The 474-nt window shown below is 50.6% G+C and carries 1 protein-coding gene; it reads left to right on the forward strand.

Annotation, left to right across the window (positions count from 1 at the left end; genetic code table 11):
- Positions 1–474, forward strand: a 474-nt coding sequence (locus HMPREF2865_RS07325) for a transposase (protein WP_141752532.1), incomplete at both ends; no start/stop codon positions are given.

Genomic DNA, 474 nt, shown 5'->3' on the forward strand with positions numbered 1-474 from the left:
CTGCTGCCGTCGTTGACGCCACCATTATTCAGACTGCCGGCAGCAAACAGCGTCAGGCTATAGAGGTCGATAACAAAGGACAAGTCAGCGGCCAAACCACACCGAGTAAAGACAGCGATGCCCGTTGGATAAAGAAAAACGGCCTCTACAAACTCGGTTACAAACAACATACCCGTACCGATGCGGAAGGCTATATCGAGAAACTGCACATCACCCCAGCCAATGCCCATGAATGCAAATACCTGTTGCCGTTGTTGGAAGGACTGCCCAAAGGCACGACCGTCTATGCCGACAAAGGCTATGACAGTAAGGAAAATCGGCAACATCTGAAAGAACATCAGTTGTTAGACGGCATTATGCGCAAAGCCCACCGCAACCGTCCGCTGACGGAAACGCAAACCAAACGTAACCGGTATTTGTCGAAGACCCGTTATGTGGTTGAACAAAGCTTCGGTACGCTGCACCGTAAATTCC

The sequence above is a fragment of the Neisseria sp. HMSC073G10 genome (genome assembly GCF_001812605.1).
Classification (GTDB): domain Bacteria; phylum Pseudomonadota; class Gammaproteobacteria; order Burkholderiales; family Neisseriaceae; genus Neisseria; species Neisseria subflava_A.